Genomic DNA, 22,447 nt, shown 5'->3' with positions numbered 1-22,447 from the left:
ATGTGTAATGCCCGCCACCCCGGTTATATCCACCCAGTTCATATCGACTATGTCGAGGACAGCGGAGTGTGAAATGTGGCACCCACCGCCCTCAATCGCCCCCATACGGGGGCTTCGTTTCTGTGGATCACCCATCCCGTACGCCCGTCCCGCTACCCCCACGGCGTCCTGTGTGGCCTCCACCGAGGCGCCCCTCCACCCTCCACGGCGCGGCACGTTGCCCCTCACCCCTGCTTAAGGGAACAATGTCAACTGATGAATAGCGCAGACTCTTCCCAGAATCCCGCCGCGCAGATGCCTCACGGCCGCGGCCTCCAGACGGATTTCAACGCCGAGTTCAACAATGATTTGGACTACCCACGCCTCGGCAACGTGACCTTCCGTCGCGGCACCCTCACCGACAACCAGAACGCCCTCTTCGAGGAGCACTGGCCACGGTTGGGGCGCCTGCTTGCCGACGAACCCCTCGACATACCCGCCTGGTTCGGCCGCGAGGGGGCGAAGACCATCGTCGAGATCGGCTCCGGCACCGGTACCTCAACCGCAGCCATGGCGCCACTCGAGCAGGACACCAATATCATCGCCGTCGAGCTCTACAAGCCGGGCCTGGCCAAGCTGCTAGGTTCCATCGTGCGCAACGATATTGAGAACATCCGCATGGTCCGCGGCGATGGCATCGAGGTTCTCATGCGCATGTTCGCGCCCGAGTCCCTCGACGGTATCCGCATCTTCTTCCCGGATCCGTGGCCCAAGGCCCGCCATCACAAGCGGCGCATCATCCAATCCGGCACGCTCAATCTTTTTGCTTCCCGCCTGAAACCCGGCGGCGTGCTCCACGTGGCCACCGACCACGCCGGCTACGCCGAGTGGATTAATGAGCTCGTCGAGGTCGAGCCTTCCCTCGACTACAAGGGCTGGCCCTGGCCGGAGTGCCCCATCCTCACCGACCGCCAGGTCATCACCAAGTTTGAGGGCAAAGGCCTGGATAAGGAACACGTCATCACCGAGTACCTGTGGGAGAAGAAGTAATGGCCGGAACCTACCTTCTGGTGTGGGACGCACCCAACATGGACATGGGGCTCGGCGCCATCCTCGGCGGGCGCCCCACCGCCGCCTACCGCCCGCGCTTCGACGCCATCGGCCGCTGGCTGGTGGAGCTGGCCTTTGACAACGACGCCACCCCCGAAGCCGCCGTCTTCACCAACGTCACCCCCGGCGGCGCCGACGTCATCCGCCCCTGGGTGGAGGCCATCCGCAACGTCGGCTTCGCCGTCTTCGCCAAGCCAAAGCTTCACGACGACGATGATGTCGACCCCGACATGGTCGAATACATCAAGGCCAACCGCGAGAACCTCTCCGGTGTCATCGTGGCCTCTGCTGACGGCCAGAACTTCCAGCACCTGCTGGAGCAGCTCACGGCTTCCGGTCTGCCCACCTGTGTGCTCGGCTTCCACGAGCACGCCTCCTGGGCGCTGACCCACCCCGACATCGAATTCGTCGACCTCGAAGACATCGACGGCGTCTTCCGCGAACCGCTGCCCCGCGTTAACCTGGACAACCTGCCTCCAGGCGGCGCCTGGCTGCAGCCTTTCCGCCCGCTGTCCGCGCTGCTTCCGGACCGCGCGCCCGAGCACAATTAGGAGCCGCATGTTTTATTCCTGGGGCCGTTTTTCCTATGCCCACCGCAAGGTCATCCCGCTTATCATCGTCGGGCTCATCCTCGGCCTCTTCTTCGGCTTCGGCACGCGCCTGGAGGAGCGCATGAGTCAGGAGGGCTGGGAGGACCCGGGGGCGGCGTCGACAAGCGCGGCACAGATCGAGCTGGAGACCTTCGGCCGTGACAATTCCGGCGACGTCATCCTGCTTTTCGATGACCCCGATGCCCACGCCGCCGAAGCCAAGGACTTCCTGGATGAGCTCAAGGCGCAGCACCCGGAGCAGATCGACTCCGTGACCAGCTACTTTGATAAGCGCAACCCGAACCTCATCACGCAGGATCACTCCACGGCCTTCGCCGCCATCGGTCTGAAGGGCGACGGCGAGCAGACTCTCAAGGACTTCCGCGTCATCGAGGATTCGCTGCACGCTGCCGACGTCCCCGTGCAGGTCGCGGGCGCCACCGCCGTGGCTGACGCGCTGGATGAGGGCATGGCCAAGGACATCTCCCGCGCGGAGAAGGCCGCCTTGCCGCTCGTCGGGCTGCTGCTGCTGATCGTCTTCGGCTCCGTCGTCGCGGCCTTCATGCCGCTCGTCGTGGGCGGCCTGTCCATCCTGGGTTCCCTGGGCATCCTCTCGATCCTGGCTGGCTTCCAGCAGGTCAACGTGTTTGCGCAGGCCGTCGTCACGCTGCTGGGCTTGGGCTTGGCCATCGACTATGGCCTGTTCATGGTTTCGCGCTTCCGCGAGGAGCTGGACAAGGGCCGCGATACCAAGGAGGCCGTGGCGATCACCACCGCCACCGCCGGCCAGACCGTGGTCTTTTCCGCCGCGATGGTGGCCGTGTCCCTCTCCGGGCTTTTCCTCTTCCCGCAGGCCTTCCTCAAGTCCGTGGCCTATGGTTCCATCTCCGCGGTGGGCCTCGCCGCACTCCTGTCGGTCATGGTGCTGCCCTCGTTGTTTGGCATGCTGGGTCACAATATCGACAAGTGGACCGTGCGCAAGACCTCACGCCGCGGGCGCCGCATCGAGGACACGTGGTGGTACCGGATGCCGCGCTGGGCCATGGGCCGCGCGGGTCTAATGACCACCGCCATCTGCGCCCTGCTCATCGCGCTGGCCCTGCCGGTGCTGGGCGTGAAATTCGGCGGTATCAACGAGACCTACCTGCCGCCCAACCAAGACGCGCGCGTGGCGCAGGATCAGTTCAACGAGCAGTTCCCCTCCTTCCGCACCGAGCCGGTCAAGCTGGTGGTGAAGAACGCGACGAATGAGCAGCTTGTCGACGTCGTCATGCAAGCCCGCTCCATCCAAGGCCTTACCGAGCCAATGGGCCCGAAGACCGCGACCGTCGACGGCACCACCGTCCTCGGCGCCGGTATCCAGGACCGCGAGGACTACGCACGCATCGTCCACGAGCTCGAGAACATTGAGGCACCCGACGGCGTGGAGCTTTATGTAGGCGGCACCCCGGCCATGGAGGTCGAGTCCCTCGACGCGCTCTTCGACACGCTGCCCTGGATGGCCCTCTACGTGGTGCTGGCCACCTTCATCCTCATGGCGCTGGTCTTCGGCTCGTTCATCCTGCCGCTCAAGGCCATCATCATGACGCTGCTCTCGCTAGGTGCGACGCTGGGCATTTTGACGCTCATGTTCGTCGATGGCCTCGGCTCCGGCCTGCTCAACTACACCGCCGGCCCGCTGATGAGCCCGATTCTGGTGCTCATCATCGCCATCGTCTTTGGCCTGTCCACGGACTATGAGGTCTTCCTGGTCTCGCGCATGGTGGAAGCCCGCCGCCGGGGTGCGTCCACGGACGAGGCCATCGCTGCGGGTACCGCGCACACCGGCGGCATCATCACGGCGGCCGCGCTCATCATGATCGTGGTCGCAGGCGCCTTCGGCTTCTCCGACATCGTGATGATGAAGTACATCGCCTTCGGCATGATTTTTGCACTGCTTATCGACGCCACCATCGTCCGCATGCTCCTCGTCCCCGCCGTCATGCACCTGCTGCGCGAGGACAACTGGTGGGCACCGCGCTTCCTCACCCGCCTGACCCACCGCCTCGGCGGCGACAACGCTCCGGTTGCCGAGCCGGCCCTGGCCACCGCATCCGCGGCCGAGCCGACGCCCACCGCCCCAGCGCCGAGCGACGCAGAAGGCGCGCCTTCCGAGCAGGCAGAGCCGCACCCTTCCCCCGCGACTCCGACAGAACAGGTTGAGGAGGCGTCGCCAAGCGATGCTCCTGTACGCGGGGACCGCAGCGCCGACACCGACACCGAGCTCATCCCCTTCTCCGAGCTGGTCAAGCGCCTTAAGTCCACGGATGATCGATGAAGAAGAACTGGCTGACCTGGATAATCTCCCTGCTGATTCTGGCCGCGCTGGCGTGGTTCTTCCGCGACCAGCTGGACTTCATCTCCGAGGGGCTGCGCCGCCTGCGCCACGCCGAACCTTTCCCTGTGGTGCTGGTGGTATTCTTCGCACTGCTGTCCATCGCGGGCATGGCGGAAGTGATGAAGCGGCTCATCGGCGCGGGCGGCGTTGAGGTCCCGCTGCGGGAGACCTATGCCATCACGTTGGCCTCCAATGCCTGGTCCACGACTCTGCCGGCGGGCCCTGCCTTTTCCGCCTTGCTCACCTTCCAGGTGCAACGCCGCTGGGGCGCGTCGGTGGCGCTGTGCAGCTACTTCCTGTTTCTGTCCTCGATTATTAGCTCGATGTTCCTCGCGCTCATTGGGCTCGGCGGGGTGTTTTTCCTCAACGCGGATATGGCTCTGGGATCGCTTATCACCACGGTTGTCCTCATGCTCGCGGCGCTCGGCGGCATCTTCTGGCTGACCTCGCACCCGGTGACCCTTGAGAGCTGGCTGCGCAAGCTTCGGCCCGGGCCGAAGCGGGACCGCGCGATTCAGGAAGTCCGCAACCTGGGCGAGGTCCACCTTTCGCGTGGCCCCTTTGCTGTGGTTGCTGGGGCGTCGCTGGTTCACCGCCTGGCCGATATGGGCGCGTTGTGGGCCTCCGTGTGGGCGGTAACCGGGGAGATTCCGTGGCTGCGTGCCGACGCCGACCACACCACCCTGGCCGGTGTGGCCCTGGCCTTCCTCGCCGCAAAGCTGGCCGGCTCCGCGCAGGTCACCCCGGGTGGCGTGGGTACGGTGGAGGCCGCTCTTATCGCTCCACTAGTGGCGACAGGTCTGACCGTGGTGCATGCCACCTCCGCCGCTATCATCTACCGGCTTATTTCCTTTGCGCTCATCACTATCATTGGATGGGTCATTTACTTCGCCCACTACGCCCGCGATGGCTTCACCTACGCGGCGCTCAACCGGAAGGAATCCTAAATGCGCGTTGCCCCGCTTATCGACGTCCTCGCCCTCGTCCTCTTCGCCATCCTCGCCCGCCTGGCACACGGTGGTCTGAGCTTCAGCTCGTGGGTTGATGCCTTCTGGCCGTGGACCGTGGGCGCGCTCGTGGGCTGGGTCATCATCATGGCGACGAAGCTGAGCGGCCTGTGGAAGGAGGGCGCCGTCGTGTGGCTCAGCGCCGTCATCGGCGGCATGGCTTTGTGGATGCTGGTCAACGGGCGCCTACCGCACTGGTCCTTCCTCCTGGTGGCTACCGTGATGTCGGCGCTGTTCTTCTTTGGTTGGCGCGCCATCGCGGCCTTTGCGTCCCAGCGTTCCTAATCGCTCACGGTAATCCGCAACTTACCCATTGCGCGATCCAGAATATCTTCCGGGTCTTCTCCACTGCAGGCATGCGCTACGAGGCAACCGAGTCGCTCTGTTGAGGAGCTCGCACTCTCCACCCTTACACCAGGTTCTGCTGCGCAATAGCCGGCGAGGATTCCTGGTTCCGATAGCGCCTCCTCGACCCCACTAACGGCTGTGATGGTGCCGGAAGGGACTTGGATATAGCGAACAGCGCTACTGTGACCATCGCGCCGTTGAGGAAAGACAAATCCATCGTTAAGAGCGTTTTTTCTACCGTGCTGGCGCAACGCATCTGCAATGAGAGGATCAAAAATGTTTGCACCATGTACAGAACTGACAAGTAGGTGAATGAAGTCGCCGCCTGGGCGCACATGCCCTTCACCTAGAACCACCCCCTGGCCGTCCACCCACCAGCCCTCGACATGAAAGAGCCCCGCGTTCAGTCCCCATGTGTTTAGGGCAGAAATGACAGATGCGGCTATCTCTTCTTCATGATCGGAGAGAAGGACGCTAGGGTAACGGTGGCCGATTTCCACCACGCCCTCAAGCCTCTTATCAGTGATACCAACCACGACGGGTTCGGAGGCATAGAAGTATCCCTCCGCTGAAAACTCAGTGCCTTGGACGAATGTTTCGACGAAGCCGTCCGACAGTGTTCGGAGTGCCTCCCTCGCACTCTCGAGATCAGTGTGAACACTCACTCCAGCACTACCCGATCCGCTGCGGGGCTTCACGACCCAAGGACCTGGTATGTCTCTCGGATCCTTTGCCGTCGCTGGTTGTTCGAAGCCAGCATCGCGCAAGCATTGACGAGCCTCATCCTTCCGCTTCAATCTAGCTACGTACTCTGGAGCGTTACCAGAATCGTCGAGAAGCGCGGTCTGATATGTGTAGTCTTCGCGGAAGCATACGTAACCTTCACAGTCACTGTATCCAGTTGATTCCTTCCGAGCGAGCGCTTCGTCGAGGTTCTTTCCGTCTAATTCGATGAGCTCTACACCTTGGCGAGCAGCGGCATCTCGAAGCATGCCTAGCTGATGATGACCGTGCGGCATCCGTGGGAATGCCCCGACCAAGCCTATTCGTTGCTTATTCAACGACTACCTCCACTTCCCGAAGCCTCGATTCAAAAGCTTCAATCTCTCTCCGGGACGCCGCAACTACTACAACTTCCGCAAGGATTGAACTCAATGTGTCGGCAGGGGGTTGCGTAATCACATCGCCGACATGCACGTGTTGTTGGGATTCTACGACGATAGGAGCAGTAGGAAGCTGACCCATAGATTTAAGCACTCCCTCTTTTTCAGTATGTAGCTTGAATGTTGCCGCCACATAGCCATCGCGGGGCACCGCAAATGAAGGTCTCTGCCCCGTTGCAATGCGTACCAAATCGCGAGCGAAGGATACACCGGTTACCTGCGGTACCAAGTGGGAGGCAATGTAGTCTCCACCTGGTCGAGCAGCAATCTCGACCAATTTAGCTGTTGATGTTCTAGCATCAAAGAAGAATTCCATGTGGAACGCACAATTATTGATTCCGAGGGCTTTAATTGTCGCCTGTAGAAGCGGCTTCACCGCATCCTGAATTCCCTCTACGGCCGATGGAAAAACCTGTCCAATTTCCAATCGAAACTCAGGTGTAGTCGTTTTATCTGTCACGCCTATGAGATGAACTTCCCCTTCGTACACATATCCCTCAGCGCTGTGTTCGCTTCCGGTCAGTAACTCCTCCACTACCATCGGGCCGCCCCATCGGGACACTGCAGCCGAAACTTCCTCCGCCGTATGACACAGGGAAAACCCTCGAGATCCAGAAGCATCCACTGGCTTAACCACACACGGGACCGTGATTCCTGCACCCTCCATTACCGATTGCGCATTATCCCCCGGCTCAATAAACGAAAATGAAGGAACCATCTGCGGTGCGATACTCTGTACGGCCTTTCGCATCTCAAATTTGTTCCGTGCCTTCAGAGCAGCGGTCTGCGATGGTGCAGGAAGGTCGAGTTTATCGGCAAGCAAGGACACGGTCTCTACATCACGGTCGCTGAAAGTGACAACTCCACGGATGTCGTAGCGGGATGACAATTCATCCACTGCTGCAATGACAGCGTCTTGGTCATTGGTATCGAGCTGCACTGTCTCTACGATTCCAGCAGGTCGAACTTCCTTGTCAGTGAGAAGCACCGCACCATCAGATGCTTCGAACGCTGGTGTCCATTCCGCGGCAGTTCGCCGGTGGTTGAGATAGAGAACTACATCGTTGGCCATCTTGAAACGAACCTGCGATGCGTGGCGAACTGCGTCCGCGTGCGTATCAGCTTCCACGAAACCTACTCTGTCCCACGAGCATGCTAGTTCGGACACCCAGGTATTCGGTTCAACTGTGATAACGCAGTGTCCCGTTGGATCTTCAACGCTCCGTACCAAACCCTGCGGCGCATGAATGAAGCGAATAGCTGCTGAAGAACTAGGTTGTTGTGGCACTGAAACCGAATATTGGCACATAGCACGTGCCCACTGCTCATAGAGATTTACTCCCCACGCCCGTTCAATGAGAAGCATGATTCGGTCGCCTGGTGGGCGGCCTGCGCATTCGATGGGTGTGGTGCCCTTGAATTCGGCATGCAGTAGAGCAGTCTGCACCCCCAACTTCGACACCAGGTCCCGCATGGCCTCCTCGACCCCAGGATTGTGCTGTCCTACTTCGTGTCCTAATTCCACGGCACCGCTAGTCTCTTTGCTCGTAATGTTCAGGAACACCACATCACCGTCGACTACGAGGCATTCGGCCGACGACTCATCTCCTTCGAGCAAGCTCTCGCAAATGTAGCGAGTATCCCATGGTCGGCCCGCTTCTTGGCGAGGTTCGCGTGCGGTCGACGTATGAGTCCACGCCGATGAAACCTCTTCAGATGAACGAATGATTGAGACACCAAGTGAGGCTTGACGGTTCGCTGGCTTAATCACGCAGGGAGGCTCGAAGATGTCGCTTTCGCTCTTGATTTCAGTCCATTGGACTCCTCCCACACGACGACGGAAAGCAATCTTATCTCGCAAGGGAGCGTCTTCCCCTGCATGCGGCAGACCCACTGCGCGTGCTGCAGCATTGGCAGCACCTACGGCATACTCCAAGCCCGGGACGATGCCATCGACGTGCGTATCCTTTAAAAGCTCACGGATGCATTCAACAGCTGCATCAGAGTTGTTCTGATACTCGCACCATTCCCACCGTGAAAGAACAGATCGAATTCGAGGATCAGCAGATCGCTTTTCGAGTCCCTTCTTTTCATACAGTGAACGCTCCTCCACCACAATGACGCAGAATTCTGTGTCTGCCTCGGCAAGAGCGCAAAGGGCCTCGTGATTATAGCCAAACATCACTAGCGTCAGCGTTCGAGAAGAACTGCCGGAACCATCTGCAAAGCGGTCGTTCAATTTCATATTCATCGCCTTTTCATTGATCTGTTTGTTGTTTTTCGGTTTCGATCTCAATAGTCTCACTCACAACTTCTAGCCGAGGATGAAACCTTGTCGCATTGTTTAGCGTCATGTTTTCCACTCATTAAGCGCGCGACAAAGCAGCAGCCAATAAGCACAGCAGCAGAAAGTGCAATCCATTGAGGAGCAATAATGACACCGAGCCCCAGTCCGATTCCTTCCCCAGTGGCAACCACTAACTGTCGCGCCTGAACTGCTTCTAAAGAACCAGACATTGGTAATGAGAGAAGCGCTGCGTCCACCAGCGGAATAAAAAGAGTCTCCGCGAAGGAAAAAATGAATATCCCAAGAAATGGGTTAATCTTCACCGCGACCAGTGCAATTACAAAAACTAAAGGAGAAACCAGAATTAGAGTCTGATTCGATAGCCCGCTATCTCGTGCTTTCTTAATCGATCGCATGCCCAGAGGCTGAAGCACCACCACCGAAAGGGCATTCACCGCAAATACTGATCCTCGGATGACCGGCGACGTGTAATGCGCACTAACCGCTACTGCTATGGAAGAAAAAAGCTGGCTATAAAGCATGTATCCAACCACCACACCGAGAACGGTCCAACGCACAGGTGCCTTACCTAGCGGCTGAATTACCCTACGCACAAAGGAACCCCCGACATCAGCCTTCCGAGGTCTGATCTTGTACGACAGTGTCAGCGCAGGTACAACTGCGGCTGCCAAGTAACACGCAGCGGTATAAAAAAAGATGGCATTCGAAGTCGATGAAAACAAAACATTGCCGATGACTGGCCCCAACGCTGCCGACACATTCACCGCAATATTGATAGAACCAAAAATCTCCAACTTAGTCGTCTCAGATACTTTGGATTCTACGAGGTAGTGCCGAATACTCGATCCATTCATGTTTATCCCTGCTCCGGCCAAGAGCAAGGCAACGATCAGCAGTGGCGCATTAGGCTGGAGACCGATGACAAAGAAAGAAGCCGACGCCGCAACAAGGCCGATCTGCATGGCCGCAGCGAAGGGAAGCAACCGTAGGAGTCTCCCCATCACCAAGGTTGATGCTCTTACCGAAATGCCAAACGCAGCCATCGCACAACCAGCGATGAACGGAGAAACCTTATCGGGCAGCCAGAGCGCCAGAATCGGCATCACCGCAAAGTAGCCGAGATGCGACAGAAAATAGTCAAATACAAAACTATATCGAGCCAGCCGTGTCACACGTGCGTCAACAACCATTTGCTATCCGATCGCCCAAGGATTCAGGTAAACGACTACTTTCAGCCGAACACTCAGTCACAGATGATTGCTCCAACAGTGCACTAAGGTATTCCCCCATTCGGCGCGAAGCCGTGACGCAATTCATGAGGTCCTCATCGGTATAGCGCTCTCCGGATTGTCGCATTGCTCTAATATCACCGAAACCAAGAAGCTGTTCTCCTCCATGGCTCAGAGAATAGGGGGCTCGAATCGCATGCCTTACGGAGTACCGAATGTGTCCAGTATGGTGAAAGTCCAGGTTAGACGAAATATCTGGCAGAATAGCTGGGTGATACCTCATTGGACGCATTTCCGCCGGCGAAGTGCTTCCCCAAGGCTGAAGATGCCACGAGTTGTATCGCATTCGAGACGAGATTGCGTGTAGCTCGTCCTCAGTATGCCGATCCCCGCCTAGTACCCAACAGTAATGTGAGTACATGTCAAAGTCGGAAAGCTCTTCAACCTTCCCTTCTACTAGTGCCTCCCTTAGAGCTCCGATCTCCCTAAATCCCCTTGTCATAACAACATCGCTTCGCGTCTGGTACTTTATCCGTTCAATGGTTTTAGAGGCCAGCTCGACAAAACCCGCGAGCGTAAATTCTCCGGCTTCACAGAGCTTCGAGGGATTCGTGCCGCCCTCGGGAGAGCTAGTAGCTTCCACTACCGACACAATCTTGCGACGGGTAACCCCCTCGATTCGTCGACACTGCTCATTTTCTAAGTCTTGTTGAGGCCGAAGCTTCGTTATGCTCCCAAGGTCTTGGCCGTTGAGAGTTTCGAGCGAATTCGGACCTCCAGCTTTCAAGAGCTCACAGGCCCAGAAGAAATATAAGACTCGTACAGTAACCGGGCCGAGAACCTCCTCTTCCGTAAAGTCTAAGGTGTGAGCTGAGCAGTCTTGCTGACTTGGTAGAGACCTAGGCTCCCTGAAATTCTGAACAGCTTCGCCATTCCAATAGCAACAAACCGGCGGGATTTCCCGGAGCGCTTGATTCACACTTCGAACCCTTACGGCAAGTTCTCCTCGTTGATGATATTCCTCGATCGCAAGAGATGCGCGACGACTCAAGGAAATCGAACTGCTCTGACAGTTCTCCAATTCACGTTCAACCGCTTGGGGTAGATCAGGGCAAAATACAGTTCGACATCCAATTTCGTCCTCGCGGAGGTAATCTGCTTTCTCCTCAGTTGGGGAAATCTCTAGCTTGACCTTTCCGTGTACTAGCAGGGAGACTCGTAGCATGACCTGATTACTGTTTTCATCGCAAGGGTTCCAATCAGAATCGCGAAACAATCGTCGTAAGACCTTCTCACGCGGGGAAAGACTGATCAACGCCTCACTTCTGGTCAAACGCCCGTCAAATGAAAGCAGTTTGTCCACCCAGCGAGAGACCTCAATTCCCTCACCCACCTGACGTTCCATTGCAATCCAGAGTGAATGAAAGCTCGACTCAACGTCCAAACAGTTCGGTCTTGAGCCCCCTGCTTCCACACCTTTTCGACTTGGAAGCCGGCTAAAATGCTTCTTCACGTTGCTCTACCTTTTTCCAAAGCCCTTCAGGGGTACCGTTACGCTGTCCCTCCAAATCCTCATATATGCAATCCATTGGGCATGCTTTCACACACTGCGGACAACCTGAGCAGAGTTCGGGGATGATTACAGGTCCATGATCTAGAACCACGATTGCTGCAAAAGCAGCTGGGCAACGCCTAACACATTCTTGACAATTTATACACTCGCCCCCCGCAATAAAACGCGGAGGGCGTTTCCAGCGCGGATCAGGTTTTCGCTGCTGAATACGAGCAGTCAAGTCTAACGCCATGAGGCATTCTCCTAGTCTCTCCCAAAATATCTTTGATAGTGAGATACCTTACATAGCGCTGCAGTTAGTGTCCACCGTTACACGCGATTTGTATTATTTATCTTGAGCGAAACCACGGATTGAGCTTCTTCAAAGGACAAAATAGCACCCAACAACCTCCGATTTGTTCGGAATTCGCCCGCCAATCAAGCGCAAAACGAAACCCCTCTGCACGGCCCGAATAGGCCGTGCAGAGGGGTGCTGTTCGCGTAAGGCTTACTTCGAGCTCAGGGCGGAAACGTCTACGCCGGCCTGGTTGAGCAGCATAATGACGAGGTTGATGATGTCACCGCTGAGGTCAAGAACGCTAGAGAGCATTGGGTTTCTCCTTTGATTGAATTCCTAGTCTTTAGGCTTATCGGATAAAACAGGCTCACATGTTACGCCGAGACACAAAATTCAGCGCGATCCGCAGGCCTTCTTCGCCCGCTGCCGGTCTTAAACGACGCTAGAGCGGGGAGATGGTGTGCTTCTTGGGCAGGTCCTTCTCTTGCTTATCGGCAAGCTGGCGCAGCGCGCGGCGCAGGGCCAAGCGCGACTCGGAGGGCTTAATCATGCCATCGAGGTAGCCGCGCTCCGCGGCGACATAAGGCGCGGTCATGGTCTCGTCGTAGAAGTCCATGAACATCTTCTTCGTCATGGCGCGCTGCTCCGGGGTCTCGGCAGCCTCGAGCTGCTTGCCCGCAATCATGACCACGGCGGCGGCCGAGCCCATCACGGCAATCTGGGCCGTCGGCCACGCCAGGTTGATATCACCGGTCAGGTTCTTCGAACCCATCACGGCATACGCGCCGCCATAAGCCTTGCGCACAATCAGCGAGACCTTCGGCACGGTGGCCTCTACCACCGCAAACGCGAACTTCGCGCCGCGGTGAATCAAGCCCGCCTTCTCCTGGTCCACGCCTGGCAGGTAACCCGGCGTATCCACCACGAAGACCAGCGGGATGTTGTAGGCATCGCAAATACGGATAAAGCGTGCGCCCTTATCGGCGGCATCCGCGTCGATACAGCCCGCCGAGTGCATCGGGTTATTCGCCACAAAGCCCACGGCCTTGCCATCAATGCGACCAAAAGCGGTGATGACGTTGGGGGCGTAGTTCTCCTGGATTTCGATGAGATCGTCATCGTCGCCAAGCTGCGTCAGCAGGTCCATCATGTCGTAGCCGGCGTTCGTGTCATCCGGCATGAAGGAATCCAGCTCAGTGTCCTGGGCTACCTCCTCATCAGAAGGCGCATCGAAGACCGGGGATTCGTCGAAGCAGGTCAGAGGCAAATGATCCAGCAAGTCACGAACTAGGTCGAAGGCCTCATCCTCCGAGGGCACCACGACAGACACGTTGCCGTTGAGCTCCTGCTGGCGCGCGGAGCCCAAGTCGTGGGAGGAAATTTCCTCGCCCGTGACCTCCTTGATCACGTTCGGGCCCGTCACGTACATCTCCGCCTCACCATCGACGGCGATGATGAAGTCCGTGGTCACCGGCGCATACACCGCACCACCGGCGGACTTGCCCATCATGATGGAAATCTGCGGGCTGCGGCCGGACAGCGGCAGCTGGCGGCGGGCAATCTCCGAGTACATGGCCAGCGACGTCACCGCGTCCTGGATACGCGCGCCGCCGGAATCCTGGATGCCGATAACCGGGCAGCCAATCTTGATGGCCAAATCCATGATGTCCGTGACCTTCTTGCCAAAGGTCACGCCCACGGAACCGCCGTAGACAGTCTTATCGTGCGCGTAGATGCACACCGGGCGGCCGTTGATGCGGCCGTGGCCGGTGACCACGCCGTCGGAGTAAATCGCATCCGGGTCGCCGGGGGTCTTGCCCAGGGCGCCGGTTTCGACGAAAGAGCCTTCGTCGAGAAGCGCGGCGATGCGTTGGCGCGGAGTCGAACGCCCAGCTTCGTCGCGGCGTGCCCGGGAGCGCTCGCTGCCGGGGTCCTGGGCACGCTCGAGGCGCTCGCGTAGGTCCGCTAGCTTGTCAGCGGTGCTAGTCACTTCCGAATCTTCTCCTCGATCCATTCCTCCATGTGCTTGCCCACGATACCGATTGCGGGCTCGTCGGGAACCGCCAGGTGGTCGCCCGGCAGCTGCACAATCTCCAGATCCTTCACGATAACGCCCCAACCGCCGTCCGGGTTAACTTCGGCATAGGCCGGCTCGAGCTCGATGGCGCCGTCATGCATGCGCTCGGAGCGGAACAGGATGACGGGCACGCTTACCGACGCCCACCGTCCCATATCCAGGGAGCCCAGAATCTGGTTGTCCACGAAGGATGCGCGCTGGTGCTCCAGCACACCGGCGGACAGGCCGTGTTCGGAGGCGTCGGTGGAGCTGAGGAATTCCGCGAGCATGGCCATGAGTGCATCCTCGCCCACGGTCTCCAGCATCTCGTAGGGCGGCTCGAAGTCGAGGCCGTAGGTCTTCTTGGCAAAGGCGGCGTAGCGGCCCCAGCGTGCCTTGGTTTCCTCGAGCGTCTTCGGGGCCGGGTGGGCCGGCTGGGTGGTATCCAGCAGAGCGATGAAGGCAACCTCCGCAGTGTCCTCACCGCGGGCTGCGCGCTCCTGCAGCTGGTAGGCCACCTCATAGGCCAGCGCGCCACCGAAGGACCAGCCGCCGAGCACGACCTTGCGGCCGCGCGCGTAGTGCAGGATGTCCTCGATGTAGGCGGCGGCACGATCCTCCAGGCTGCCCTCGAGGCGCTCCACGCCGTAGACGGCGACGTCGGCAGGCAGGCGGCGGGTCAGCGGCTGGTAGACCACGGTGGTGCCGCCGGCCGGGTGGAACATGAAGACGGCGGGACCATCGGCCTCGCGCAGGACACGAATATTGCCCTCGACCTCAGTCTCCAGGCCCTCGCGGACGAGGTCCGCCAGGTTCTCCAGCGCTTCGGCCTCGTGGACTTGTTGCGCGGTGACCTCGATGCCGGCGCGCTCGGTGAGGCGCTCGGCAATCTTTTCCGCCACCTCATCGCTGACCTGGGGCAGCGCGGACGTCACACCGGCCGCGGCCTTACCCGTGAAGGTGGCCCAGGTGCCGAAGACCATGCGTTCGGAGGCATCGCGCGGTGCGACGCCCACGCCTTCGCCGCCCTTCGCGCTCACCGCGGAGGCGTCTGGGGTGATGTCGTCGCTCTCGGTGAGCGCGGAGGGTGCGTCGGCAGCCGCGTCGGCGCTTGCGGTTGCGGCATCGGGCTGCTCGGACACGGCCTCTTCGACCATGGTGATGACGTCGGCGAGGGAGGCGTCGCGAAGCGCCTGCACCTGCAGCGGCGGAATCTGGAAGTCATTCTCCACCCGGTTCTTGATGCGCATGCCCATGAGCGAATCCAGGCCCAGATCAATGAGCGGCAGCTCGCGCGGGAGATCAGAGACGTCGTAGCCCATGGACTCCGACACGATGAGCGCCAAGCGCTCCTCCACGCTCTCCTTCTCCGGGTCCCAGCGCACCGCATCTACTCCCACGTCAGGGTCAGCAAACTGCGGCGCGGTCACGGCCTGCGGCAGGCTCGGCTCCGCCGTCGGGGTGGGTTCTGCAAGGTTGAGAGTTGAGGCAAAACCTTCCGCCACAAGCTTGGTAGTCGCTCCATCCACGTAGTGCACCGCCACAGACAGCCCGCCCAGCGTGCGGCGAACAATCGTGGTGACCTCGCCCTTCGCGGGCAGGTCGAGGTGCTCCTCGCTCGCCGCGATGTGCGCGCCCGGGGTGACGGCCTCGGCGGCGGCCTCCAGGATGGCCAGCGCGCTCGGCGCCTGGTCAGCGTTCGTGGAGAACGCCACCGCGCCCTCCGGCAGCGTCACGCGCGCGCCCGGCAGGCCGGACACGCCCGACGAGGGACGAGCGTTGGTCCAGAAACGCTGGCGGCGGAAGCGGGTGTGCGGGGCGGCAACAAGCGCTCCCGAGCCAAAGACCTTGGTGTAGTTCACCGGAGTTCCCGCGACGTAGAGCTTGCCCAGCAGATCCAGCAGCGACTCGGTGGGGTCCACCTTGCGCTTCAGGCTGTAGAGCAGCTGCGCATCCGCCTTGCCCGCGGCAAAGGCGGTGGACATCAGGCCCATGAGCGCAATCGGGTTCGGGGAAATCTCGACGATCTGCATGTGGCCCGCCGCAAAGGCTGCCTCCGCTGCGTCCTGCAGGTAGACGGGCTTGCGGGTCATGCGGATCCAGTAGTCCTCATCGTGCAGGACCGTACCGGGGCGGTAGACCTTGCCGCGGTCCACGGAGGAGAAGAGCGTCGTGTGCAGCGGGCGGGTCTCGATGCCGGCAATTTCCGCATAGAGCTCACCCAGGAGCGGGTCAACGGCGGAGGTGTGGCCCGCGCCCTTGACGTTGAGCGCACGGGCAAACTTACCCTCGCCTTCGAGGCGCTCCACCAGCGCGAGGACCTCCTCGCGCGGGCCACCGACGGTGGTCATGCCCGGGCCGGTGTAGACGGCGGGTTCGATGGAACCTGGAAGGGCGTCAATCTCCTCGGCGGAGAGCTCGACGACGGCCATGGCGCCCTGCTGATCGTCGGGAAGCGAGGCCTCGCCCTCACCCATCAGGCGCGCGCGGTGGCAGGCGATGAGCATGGCATCGGCCGCCGTAATGCCGCCCGCTGCATAGGCCGCGCCGATCTCACCCATGGACATGCCGATAACGCCTGCCGGACGCACGCCGAAGGCGGCGAGCAGATCCGTCAGCGCGATCTGGATGGCGGTGATAGCCACCTGCGCGGTTTCGGTGTTGTAGGTCTGGGCGTCGTCGTGCACCAGCTCCAGGATGGACCAGCCGGATTCGCGCTGCACGATGGCGTCGAGCTCCTCCAGGCGCTCCTTGAACAGCGGCGAAATCTCAATCATGTCCTTGGCCATCTTGCGGTGCTGGGAGCCAAAGCCGGAGTACATGAAGACGGGGCCGTGGACGGAGGGAGAATCCGCCGCGGCGATGCCGACGGAGACGGTTCCCTCGGAAACCTGGCGCAGGCGCTTGACAGCTTCCTCGCTTGACGACGCCACCACTACCGCACGCGAGCGCCCATGGTTGCGGCGCGCAAGGGTACGGGCCAGGGAAAGCAGGTTCGGGTTCTCTGCCTCGATATAGTCCGCCAAGTCGGAAGCCGCTGCGGCGCGGCGGGAGGGCAGCAGGCCGGAGACCGGCAGGGCCACTGGCTGCCCCTCGCCGATGGCGACCTGCGGGGTGTCCTGGTGGGTCAGCCCGCGGTAGTCAGTCAGCACAACGTGCGCATTGGTGCCGCCGAAGCCGAAGCCGGAAACACCCGCGACCTTCTGGCCGGAATATTCGGGCCATTCGCGCGGGTCCTCGACCACTTCGAGGTGCTCGGCGTCGAAATCGATATAGCGGTTGGGGGCCGCGTAGTTGATATTCGGCGGGATGACGCCGTGGCGCATTCCTTCGATGACCTTGATGAGGCCCACCACGCCGGCGGCGGACTCGGAGTGGCCGATGTTGGTCTTGGCAGAACCCAGCAGAGTCGGGTTCGCGGCCTGTCGGCCCGGGCCTAGCACGCGGCCCAGCGCGGTGGCCTCGATGGGGTCACCGAGGATGGTGCCGGTGCCGTGGGCCTCAACGTAGTCCACGTCTTGTGGGCGGATACCGGCGTCGGCATAGGCGCGCTCGAGGACATCGACCTGTGCCTCCGGGTTGGGAGCGGTCAGGCCGTTGGAGTGGCCGTCGGAGTTGACCGCGGTGCCCTTGATGACGGCGTGAATGGTGTCGCCATCGCGCTCGGCGTCCTCGAGGCGCTTGAGCACGAGCACGCCCGCGGCATCCGCGCGGACGATGCCATCGGCATCATCGGAAAAGGCGTGGATGGCGCTGGTGGGCGAGGTAACTCCCAGCTCGCTAAAGCCAATAGAGGCGTGCGGCGAGGCCAAGATGTTCACGCCGCCGGCGAGTGCCGTATCAGCCGCCCCCACGCGCAGGTCCTTGACCGCCTGGTTGACCGCCACGAGGGAGGCGGAGCACGCGGTGTCCACGTTGATGGAAGGGCCGCGCAGATCGAAGGCGTAGGACAGACGGTTGGCAATAATCGCCGAGGACGTACCCGTCATGGCATAGGGATGCATCTCGGCCGGATCGGCGGTAATGAGCATGCCGTAGTCATTGTTGGTGGAGCCCATGTAGACACCGGTGGCCGTGCCGCGCAGCTGGTTGGCGGGTACGCCGGCGTCCTCGAGGGCCTCCCACGAGACCTCCATGAGGATGCGCTGCTGCGGGTCCATGTTGGCCGCCTCCAGCGGGGAGAGACCAAAGAACTCGGGGTCGAAGGAAGCGATGTCCTCGATATAGCCACCGTCGGTGTTCTGCTGCTCAATCTTCTCGCTGGTAATGGGATCGGAAGAGTATTCCGACCAGCGTCCGACAGGCAGCGGGCCGGTGCCAGCGCGGCCTTCGACGAGCATGGTCCAGAACTCATCAACGTTCTTAGCGCCCGGGAAGCGGCCAGCGTAACCGATGACGGCGATGTCACCGCCCGCGATGGTGGCCGGGCGTGGCGACGCCTCCTTCGGTGTGCTCTCCCCTGCAGCGGCTGCACCGTTGACCAGGCGCTCAGCCAGCTGCGCGATGGTGGGGTACTCGTAGGCCACGGTGGGCTCGAGCTTAATGCCGAGGAGGTTTTCTAACTCGCCGGAAAGGACCACTGCGTCACGCGAGGACAGCCCAAAATTCTCCAGCGGTTTGGTGTCCGTGATTTCCTCTGCCGACAGGCCGGTGGTCTGCGCAACCCAGGTGCGCAACCAGCCACGAAGCTCTTCAACGGTCATAAATCTCTAGCTTTCTTACGCGGACTAAAAAATATCTAACTCTGCATTCGATTTTGCGCAGCACAAAAGCGCGCACGTCGAAGCGTACATAGGGGTTATCGACCAATTATCTCACTTTGTTAACTTGGGTTTCATAACCGACATGCCCACAGGCAGCAGCAACCCCCGCCCCCGCAGTAGCGCGGGAACGGGGGTTTAAGCGTCGTGGGCTTAGGAAGCGAGGTAGCTCTTCTTGGCCACGCGGCGGGCAATCTTGCCCGAGGAGGTGCGCTTGATCTCGTTTGCGTTAAACCACTGGATGACCGCCGGGGTCACGCCGTGGTTCGCGGAGACCGCGGAGCGGATGGCTTCGGACGCGGCGGCGTCATCGGCCGGGTTGGCGCCATCGGCGCGCTCGATGAGCAAGACGAGCTCCTCGGTGCTGCCGCCCTCCACGGAGAAGGCCGCGATGGAGTCCGCACGCACGTGACCCGAGGCCTCCTGCACGGTGCCCTCGATGTCCTGCGGGTAGTGGTTGCGGCCTGCGACCACGATGAGGTCCTTGAGGCGGCCAGTGATGTAGAGCTGGTTATCCACGATTGCCGCGAGGTCACCGGTGGCCAACCAGTTATTGTCCTCCGGGGCATTCGGCACGCGGGTGCTCTCCGCCAAGCGCTCCCCCAGCGTGTTGTGGAAGGTCGAGGCGGTTTCCTCCGCGCGGTCCAGGTAGCCGGCGGCTCGGTTCTCGCCGTGTAGCCAGATTTCGCCCACGCGGCCATCCGGCAGCTCGGTCTTGGTCTCCGGGTCCACGATGGTCAGGTGCTGGGCCACGACGCTCTGGCCACAGGAGGCATAGGCCACGGAGTCCGCGGACTTCTCCACGATGACCGCCTCACCCTCAGCCAAGCGGTCGCGGTCGAAGTGGGAAATGACCGGGCGCTCCGGAGTCTGCGGCGTGGTGACAATCAACGAAGCCTCCGCCATGCCATAGGACGGGCGCAGAGCATCGCGGCGCAGGCCAAACTCTTCCTTGCCGAAAGTCTCCCAGAAGGAATTCACCGCAGACTCGGTCACCGGCTCCGAGCCGATCACGATGCCATCGACGTTGCTGAAGTCCAGCTTCTCCCCCTCCGCCGGGGCGCCGTAGCGCGCAGCGAGCTCGAGGGCGAAGTTCGGAACCACGGCATAGGTACCTTGCAGCTGCTCATCGATGGGCTGGCGCTTGAGCTGATCAATCCAGCGCTTGGGCTGCTGCACGAAGTCACGCGGCGTCATGATTTCCAGGTTGAGACCCAGAATCGTCACGAAGACCGCCAGGATGATGCCCATATCGTGGTGCATCGGCAGCCAGGACACCACGCGCGCCGGCAGCTTGATCTGCACCGCGGTGAAGATCTGCAGAACGTTGGTCATGATGTTGCGGTTAGTCAGCAGCACGCCCGCAGGTGTCCGGGTGGAGCCGGAGGTGTACTGCAGGAAGGCCGGGTGGTCCACCGGCGCGGTCTGCAGCGCGGCCAGGGCCGCCTTGCCCTCCTCCGTCTCCAGTGGGTTCACCCAGCTCTGCGCCAGGGAATCCGGCAGGGAGTCGATGGAGATGATGCGCGGGCGCTCGGCCGCCGGGCGGTCCGAGAAGTATGCGCGGTTCGCCGCAGCCGAGATGTTATTGGTCAGCACGATCGACGGGTTCGCGTCACCAAAGACCGCCCGCAGGTGGTCGGTGTGGCCGGGCTCGTTCGGATCATAGAGCGGGATCGGGGTCATGCCCGCGTACATCGCACCGAGGAAGCCGAAGATGTACTCGGGCGAGTTGCCCGCCAGGATCGCCACGCGGTCCCCCATCTTGCCCACCTGCTGCAGGCGCGCAGCCACTGCCTTGATGCGGGTATTGACCTGGGAACGGGTGACATCGCGCGGCGTTCCCTCCGGGTTATCGCTATAGACCCATTGGCGCATGACCGGGCGGTCCGGGATACCCGCCTGCTGCTCCGCGGCATAGACGTGTTCGGCAAGGCCCGCCAACGTGAGGTGGGGTGGCAGGGCGATGTTGCCCTTCTCGTCGAAGAACTGGCCGATCAAGGCTTTCAGGTCCATGTGGGAAAGCTCCTTCGTAGGGTAGAGCGGGGCACATACCCCTGCATCACGTACTTTTGACATTAAAAATATCAGAAGGACTACGCCGACCGTTACATGGCGCGCGGTGGAGGTGGGGTGCGGGGGCGTCGCCAAGCACTACTGCGCGTCGATGGTGTCCTTAGCCCACTGCGTGACCCACTGGTTGGCGGTGGTGCCTTCGATAACGTCCGGATTGTAGGCATACAGTGCGTGGACGCCGTTGGCGTCGATGAGATCGCGGGCGCGTTCGAGGCCGTTGCTAACGTCCAGAGGTGCATCACAGATGGAGTCATTCGGCGCGCAAATCTGGAAGGTGCGGTCCGCTAGCGCCCCGAAACCGTTGGCGCGCTCACCGCGCATCGTGGCACCCGGGACGATGCCCTGAATCAACGTCGAGACCGGCTGCAGGGCAATCTCCGCGCCCACGCCGCCGACGTGCGCGCCCGGGTTAATGCCCACGCCGTCCTGGCGCCGCCCGTCCGCGATGAGTGCAACGCCCGCCACGCTCTCTGCGGGCACGGGCCCGTTGCCGCCGCCGATTCGGTCCGCCACATCACCCGCGATGACCGCGCCCTGCGAAAAGCCGCTCAGGATGAACTTCGTGTTCGGGCAGGTCTCGTGCATGTAGGTCAGCTCGCCCTCCAGGCGCGAGGTGCCCTCGTTGCGGGAATCGTCGTAGCTCATCTCGTGCTGCGCGTTAATGTTCTTGAACTGCGCGGTGTACGGCAGCGTCCACACCTTAACGTCCTCGGGAACGTAGGCCTCCTTCAGCGGATTCGTAATCGACAGCATGAAGGAGTTCGGGTTCGCCCCCGGGTTGATCGGATCATCGTCCGCAGCGGATTCCCACGTTCCCGGCGCGGAGATGAACTCCACGCGCGGGCACCAATCCGGCTGCTCGGGGGTTGCGTTTTCTTCGCCCTCCCCCTGGGAGGGGGCGGGCTCCGCAAGGTTTCCTTGCTCTCCTTCCTCGCGGGTGTTGAGAAAGTGGACCGCTCCCCCGCCAATCACGGCGAGGAGAACAACGACGGCAAGGACGGTAAGTGTTTTACGCATGAAGAAATTTCTACCTCGAGAAGGCACGGGATTGTCTGGAAAATCCCTGCCACGTTACTGAGCGCAGAGCTTGCGACCCTGCTCGGTGATGAGCCGGACTAGTTCCTCGTGGCTAAGCTCGGTGCGACCCTGCTCAATGAGCTGTCCGGCCACTGCCGGTGCGGTGACGGCATCGCCCTGGCAGGAGGCCTGCGCGGCACCCACCACTTGGTCTTCCACGCCGTCGACGTTGACGCCGGCCTTCGCCACCGCAGCCAGGAAGTCCTGTTCTGGGCCTTGCGCGGGAGCGGGGGCGGGGATCTCGGAGATCTCTCGTGCGCCGCGGTCTTCCGGCTCCCCGTCCTGTTCCTCTTCGGTGCGCGACGCCGACGAAGAGCTTTCCGACGCCCCACTAGCTGACGCCGAGCTTGCCGACGCCCCGCCGCTCGCCGCGGAGGAACGCTCCAACGGCGCCACGGAGGTGTCGGTGGCCTCGCCCTCCTCGACGGTGGCGGAACCGCAACCGCTCAACAGGGCACCGGCGGCGAGCAGCATGGCCGCGCCGGCTGCCGCGGCGGGACGCGCGGAGAAAAGACGCATG

14 protein-coding genes are annotated in these 22,447 nt (G+C 61.2%); 5 read left to right on the top strand and 9 right to left on the bottom strand.

Annotation, left to right across the window (positions count from 1 at the left end; all coding sequences use genetic code 11):
* Positions 1–255: 255 nt before the first annotated feature.
* From trmB to M5J06_RS07185, 5 genes are read left to right on the top strand one after another with little or no spacing between them, the layout of a single operon-like run.
* Entirely contained in the window at positions 256–1,029 is a 774-nt protein-coding gene (gene trmB, locus M5J06_RS07205) for a tRNA (guanosine(46)-N7)-methyltransferase TrmB (protein ID WP_070531906.1), read from the top strand.
* A complete protein-coding gene (locus M5J06_RS07200) occupies positions 1,029–1,640 on the top strand; it encodes an NYN domain-containing protein (protein WP_250224310.1) in 612 nt (203 codons plus the stop codon). The genes trmB and M5J06_RS07200 overlap by 1 nt, the downstream gene beginning before the upstream one ends.
* Positions 1,641–1,647: 7 nt before the next feature.
* Positions 1,648–3,996, top strand: coding sequence for an MMPL family transporter (locus M5J06_RS07195; RefSeq protein WP_250224309.1), 2,349 nt, complete (start codon positions 1,648–1,650; stop codon positions 3,994–3,996).
* Complete coding sequence (locus tag M5J06_RS07190; protein ID WP_250224308.1) at positions 3,993–5,003, top strand: lysylphosphatidylglycerol synthase transmembrane domain-containing protein; 1,011 nt, start codon at positions 3,993–3,995, stop codon at positions 5,001–5,003. The genes M5J06_RS07195 and M5J06_RS07190 overlap by 4 nt, the downstream gene beginning before the upstream one ends.
* A complete protein-coding gene (locus M5J06_RS07185) occupies positions 5,004–5,348 on the top strand; it encodes a DUF3054 domain-containing protein (protein WP_250224307.1) in 345 nt (114 codons plus the stop codon).
* Here M5J06_RS07185 and M5J06_RS07180 read toward each other — a convergent pair.
* The 9 genes from M5J06_RS07180 to M5J06_RS07145 form a co-directional block, all read right to left on the bottom strand.
* Positions 5,345–6,403 carry an ATP-grasp domain-containing protein gene (locus M5J06_RS07180; RefSeq protein ID WP_250224306.1) on the bottom strand — a complete coding sequence of 353 codons (1,059 nt, stop codon included), beginning with the start codon at positions 6,401–6,403 and terminating at the stop codon, positions 5,345–5,347. The genes M5J06_RS07185 and M5J06_RS07180 overlap by 4 nt on opposite strands.
* A 61-nt stretch (positions 6,404–6,464) precedes the next feature.
* A complete protein-coding gene (locus M5J06_RS07175; protein WP_250224305.1) occupies positions 6,465–8,819 on the bottom strand; it encodes an ATP-grasp domain-containing protein in 2,355 nt (784 codons plus the stop codon).
* Positions 8,820–8,875: 56 nt separating this feature from the next.
* On the bottom strand, positions 8,876–10,072 hold the full coding sequence (locus M5J06_RS07170; RefSeq protein ID WP_250224304.1) for an MFS transporter: 1,197 nt from the start codon (positions 10,070–10,072) through the stop codon (positions 8,876–8,878).
* 1,535 nt (positions 10,073–11,607) lie between these two features.
* On the bottom strand, positions 11,608–11,916 hold the full coding sequence (locus tag M5J06_RS12470) for a DUF362 domain-containing protein (RefSeq protein ID WP_154762407.1): 309 nt from the start codon (positions 11,914–11,916) through the stop codon (positions 11,608–11,610).
* A gap of 487 nt (positions 11,917–12,403) precedes the next feature.
* Positions 12,404–13,975, bottom strand: coding sequence for an acyl-CoA carboxylase subunit beta (locus M5J06_RS07165; protein ID WP_070443300.1), 1,572 nt, complete (start codon positions 13,973–13,975; stop codon positions 12,404–12,406).
* Complete coding sequence (locus M5J06_RS07160; RefSeq protein ID WP_250224303.1) at positions 13,948–18,720, bottom strand: type I polyketide synthase; 4,773 nt, start codon at positions 18,718–18,720, stop codon at positions 13,948–13,950. The genes M5J06_RS07165 and M5J06_RS07160 overlap by 28 nt, the downstream gene beginning before the upstream one ends.
* 210 nt (positions 18,721–18,930) lie before the next feature.
* Positions 18,931–20,790 carry a FadD32-like long-chain-fatty-acid--AMP ligase gene (locus tag M5J06_RS07155; RefSeq protein ID WP_250224302.1) on the bottom strand — a complete coding sequence of 620 codons (1,860 nt, stop codon included), beginning with the start codon at positions 20,788–20,790 and terminating at the stop codon, positions 18,931–18,933.
* A 138-nt stretch (positions 20,791–20,928) separates the two neighbouring features.
* Positions 20,929–21,867 carry a cutinase family protein gene (locus M5J06_RS07150; RefSeq protein WP_102233448.1) on the bottom strand — a complete coding sequence of 313 codons (939 nt, stop codon included), beginning with the start codon at positions 21,865–21,867 and terminating at the stop codon, positions 20,929–20,931.
* Between the two features lie 54 nt (positions 21,868–21,921).
* Positions 21,922–22,446 (bottom strand): hypothetical protein, encoded by a 525-nt coding sequence (locus tag M5J06_RS07145; protein WP_154762404.1) that lies wholly within the window; start codon positions 22,444–22,446, stop codon positions 21,922–21,924.
* Position 22,447: the final 1 nt, after the last annotated feature.

The sequence above is a fragment of the Corynebacterium intestinale genome, assembly GCF_023574125.1.
Classification (GTDB): domain Bacteria; phylum Actinomycetota; class Actinomycetes; order Mycobacteriales; family Mycobacteriaceae; genus Corynebacterium; species Corynebacterium hesseae.
This window is presented reverse-complemented; position numbering and strand designations above follow the sequence as displayed.